Below are 4,823 nucleotides of genomic sequence, written 5' to 3'. Positions count from 1 at the left end.
TATCGTCTTCGCTTAATAGGTCATTTGCTCTATTTTCTACTTTTTCACTAAGGTATCTATAAAATATTAATCCTAGTATGTAGTTTTTAAATTCATTAGCTTCCATATTTCCTCTTAAGTCATTTGCTATTGCCCATAACTTTGTGTGAAGCTCTCTTTGTTGTTCTTGTTGTTTTTCATTTGTTTGCATAGTTCTCTCCTTAAATATATATCCGTATTTTTACTAAATTCAAAGGCCTTATCCAAATATATCTTCTTTTATAAAATCTATTAATGTTGGAAATTTTTTCACAGCTTCTTTATAATAATCAAAATCACTTTCTTCAAAAAGATTGTTAAGTTCGATTGCAAATGATTTTCTAGCTTCACTTAATTTACTATAATTAAGATTTAATAAATCTATAGTATATCTAGCTTTTTCGTATTTTTCTCCACTACTATGAATAGGGACTATATTTCCACTAGACAAATCATATTCAAGATATTATTTTATACCCATAGTGTGCTTAAGTATTGACTCATAAGTCTGAAGATACGTTTCTTCAAGATTATCTATTGGAGTGATACTTACTCCATCTTCATCTCTTTTTATCACTCTTAATTGTTCTGCTTTTATATCTGCGACTATATGAGGTGAGTGTGTAGCTATTATAAGCTGATTATTTTTTCCTATATTTTCATATACCTTAATTATCTTTCTTTGCCACTCAGGGTGTAGAGATATTTCTGGTTCATCTATAAGTATTATTGAATTATTAGCATTTAAGAATTTAAGAGATAATGCTCTTATAAATAACTGTTTTTCTCCCGATGATAATCCATTTATATCAAATTCATTACCTGTAGAGTCTTTAAATATTGGTTTTGTTTCTTCATCTTTTGATAGACCAATAAATTTTACATTTAAATCCATACAATCAAATATTGAGTTTATATCATTACATATCTTTTCTATACTTTTTTTAGGTGGTAAGTCTTCATTTTTAAATACTTCCGTATTTATTGCATTAACAATAGCTGATGGTAAGTCTCTAGCTATATTTTGGTTTACTTCATTTAAAAATTGGTATTCATATTTAAATGTTCTATCTATTTTATTTAATTCATTAAAATTTATTTCCGTTGGCATATAAATTATTTTTGATTTAATTTCACCTTGAAAACTATATTCGTTACCAGATTTTACTTCATCTATAAATTCATTTATGTATAGCTTAGATTTTACTCCATTCCACATTGCTGTATCACTACCACATTGTGTGTTAGCTATAAGCTTTATTTCATCTTTAGTTGCATCTAGCTCTACTTTTGCATCTACTTTTTCATATACTTTTGTATTCCAATTCATTTGATTATATATACTTTTTAATAAAGTTGTTTTTCCTGATCCATTTTCTCCAATTATAACTACTGTATCTAATATTTCTTTATTTGCATTTAAAAAATCAACTTCTAAATTTCCTAAAATTTTATGATTGTTGAATTTAATATTCTTTATTTTCAATAATTCACACATCCTTTATATAAATCTTATACGTTGATTATATCATAAAAACCCTCATATATTGAGGGTCTTATTTGTGTTCTTTGCTATAAATCTATGCATATTTTCTAACATGGTCATATATAAAGTTTTTAACTTGGTCTATTAGTTTTCTTCTAAGTGTAAACTTTGGTTTTAACTCTACTTTTATTTCTTCACTTATTTCTTGTCTATTTATTATTCCAGAGTATTCATATTCTGAAATATAGTCTTTTATCTTGTATCTATTAAGACCTATTTCTTTTGAAAATTCTTCTACATCTTCTTCTTTTTTTACTTCTTCAAATTGTTCATATGCTAAATCTATATCGTCATTAGAATCAAGCTTCGGTACTACTTTATTTAAAAACTCTTTTAATAAGTCTACTTTAAGTCTTAAGTCTTCATTATCAGCTCTATCAAGTTCTGTTATTACATTTTTAATATCACGTGCTTGTTTTTCTTTATCACATAAATCTATATCTCTAATTAAGTTCATTATATAGCCTACGTTGATTTTATCAGTGTGCATAAGCTCTATTCCAAAGTCAATATCAGCTAATATTGAAACTTTTTCATTATCATCAACTCGTTTTATAGTATCATATATTAAAAGATACTTACTTTTAAAGTCTTGATAACTTTGTTCGCTCATTTTAAGTGTATCTTTATTAAATTCAAATTCTGTAAATGTATTTAGCTTTGTTAATACTTTTGTTAAATCTCTAAAAGCTAATATAAATTTCTTTTTATCTTCTTCATTTTCAAGGTTATCTACATCTTCTGGATTTTGTGTTAAGCTATATAAATTTTTTAGTTGTGTATGCCATAAAGATAAGTAATACTCATAACTTTCCATCAATACTACATCTGTATTATCAGTTTGTGAAAATAAGCATAATGCATCATCAGTATTTTTCTTTAAGTTTCTATAACAAACTACATTTCCATAAGGTTTAGTATCTTCTTCAACTCTGTTAGTTCTTGAATATGCTTGAACTAAGTCATGGTATTTTAAGTTTTTGTCAACGTATAATGTGTTTAGTGTTTTACTGTCAAATCCAGTTAAGAACATATTTACAACTATAAGTATGTCTATTTTTGCAGTTTTTACTTTCTTAGATACATCTGAGAAATAGCTTTGGAATGTGTCTGTTGAGTAGTTTGTATCAAACATTTTATTATAGTCTGTAATCATTCTTTCTAAACTATCTCTTGAATGTTCTTCTCTTGCTTCGCTATCTTCATTAGCTCCAAAGCTAAATATACCAGCTATTTTTAAGTCGTGATTTATTTCTTTAAATCTATCGTAGTATTTTATAAGCATTGGTATACTTTGAACTGTAAATATAGCTGTATACTTTTTATTTTTAGTTTTAGCATTATGAATACTTATGATGTTATTTGCAACTAAGTCTATTCTTTCATCAGCCATAAATACTTCTTCTTTGTCTATTGCTTTTACTTTTTCATCGTCATTTTCGTCAAAATCACCATCAAAAGTTTTCATATACTCAACTGAAAATCCAAGTACGTTTCCATCTTTTATTGCATCTTTTATTAAATATGTATGTAAGCATTTTTCAAAAAGGTCTGCTGTAACTCTTCCTTCTTGACTTCTATTTTCAAAAAATCTTGGTGTACCTGTAAATCCAAAGTATTGTGCATTTTTAAAGTGTTTATTTATAGCTTTGTGCATATCTCCAAATTGAGATCTATGACATTCATCTATTATAAATATAACTTTTTCATCTTTATAATCATCCATTATTTTAGAGTATTTATCGTTTTTGATTGCATTAGCCATCTTTTGTATAGTTGTAACTATTAAGGGCTTATTTATATCTTTTATTTGTTTTACTAATGTATCTGTTTTATCAGTTGTATCAACACTATCTGGTTCAAATTTGTTAAACTCTGCTATTGTTTGAGAGTCTAAGTCTTTTCTATCTACTAAGAAAAATACTTTTTTAATGTTAGGCTCTTTTGCTAGTATTTGACTAGCTTTAAAAGATGTTAAAGTCTTACCACTACCTGTTGTATGCCATATAAATCCATTGTTATTAGTTTCAAAGGCACGAGTAACAAGTGCTTCAACTGCATAAATTTGATATGGTCTCATAACCATTAATAGTTTATCAGTTTCATTAGTTATCATATATCTTGCTATAACCTTTGATACAAAAGATTTATCTAAGAAAGTTTGAGTAAAATCTTTTAGGTTGCTAATTCTTTTATTTTCTTCATCACTCCAAAAGAAAGTTTGACTAAATAGTATTTCTTTATCGCTATTTGCAAAGTATTTAGTGTCTACTCCATTACTTACTACAAATATTTGAATGTATTTATATAAACCTTTATTTATGCTTTCTTTTTTATATCTTTTTATTTGATTAAATGCTTCTTTAAAATCAAGTCCTCTACGTTTTAATTCTATTTGGACAAGTGGAAGACCGTTTATAAGTAATGTAACGTCATAACGATTTACTCTTTTTCCTACTACTGTTGTTTGATTAGTTACTTGGAATCTATTTTTACTATAGTTTTTACTATCAAAGAATTCTATATAAACTTCACTACCATCTTCTCTTTCTAGTATGAATTTATCTCTTAATATCATTGCACTTTGGAAAACTGATTTTCCTTCTATATGTCTAAGTATTCTTTCAAATTCTTTATCTGTAAAAGGTTCATTATTTAATTTCGATTTATTATGTTCAAATAACTCATTTCTAAAGTTATTTTTAAGTTCTTGCTCATTAGCTATTTTAACTTTATTAAATCCTTGATTTACAAGTTGTTTAATTAAATTTTCTTCTAACTGTGCCTCACTTTGATAAGACATTTCCTTCCCCCTCTTATTTTTAATATCATAAATATATTTTATCATTTATTTACTAATACATAAATATACAAATACATTGAATTAATACAGGAAATAAAAAAAAGTGGATTTACTCTCCACTTTCTTTTTCTTCTAATTCTTTTAATGCATCTGATACCTTAAAAGATAAACCTATATTATCAAAGAAAACCTCTTCATCTTCAGTTACTCTACCTTCATTATACAGTTGTATTAAATGCTTATTTCTATTTTTAAGTAATCTTGTTATATTTATTGACATTAAATAAACCTCTATATATACTACATTTATTAATCTATTAACTATCTAGATAAATAGTGCTTCTTTACCAACTTTACAATATCTCTAGCTTCCTGTGCTTGTTTTTTAGGCACCTTAAATGATATAGGTGCATTATAATGTATACCGTTTTGATTTATAGCTGAATTTCCATCAAC

At 26.0% G+C, this 4,823-nt stretch carries 5 protein-coding genes; all 5 read right to left on the bottom strand.

Annotated elements, in window-relative coordinates:
* Positions 1 to 190: type I restriction-modification system subunit M N-terminal domain-containing protein (locus tag VK071_05045; protein HLR34682.1), on the bottom strand; the 190-nt coding region annotated here is incomplete at its 3' end.
* 48 nt (positions 191 to 238) lie between these two features.
* The gene (locus VK071_05040) at positions 239 to 469 is read right to left on the bottom strand and encodes a hypothetical protein (protein ID HLR34681.1); all 231 of its coding nucleotides are present in this window, start codon (positions 467 to 469) and stop codon (positions 239 to 241) included.
* Positions 470 to 484: 15 nt separating this feature from the next.
* Complete coding sequence (locus VK071_05035; protein ID HLR34680.1) at positions 485 to 1,504, bottom strand: ATP-binding protein; 1,020 nt, start codon at positions 1,502 to 1,504, stop codon at positions 485 to 487.
* Positions 1,505 to 1,598: 94 nt separating this feature from the next.
* Complete coding sequence (locus tag VK071_05030) at positions 1,599 to 4,367, bottom strand: type I restriction endonuclease subunit R (protein HLR34679.1); 2,769 nt, start codon at positions 4,365 to 4,367, stop codon at positions 1,599 to 1,601.
* 109 nt (positions 4,368 to 4,476) lie between these two features.
* Positions 4,477 to 4,647: a hypothetical protein gene (locus VK071_05025; GenBank protein HLR34678.1), complete on the bottom strand. Its 171-nt coding sequence runs from the start codon at positions 4,645 to 4,647 to the stop codon at positions 4,477 to 4,479.
* Positions 4,648 to 4,823 lie beyond the last annotated feature (176 nt).

The organism is Tissierellales bacterium, from assembly GCA_035301805.1.
Taxonomy (GTDB): domain Bacteria; phylum Bacillota; class Clostridia; order Tissierellales; family DATGTQ01; genus DATGTQ01.
The sequence above is the reverse complement of the archived record's forward strand: the minus strand, read 5'-3'. Positions and strand labels throughout refer to the sequence as shown.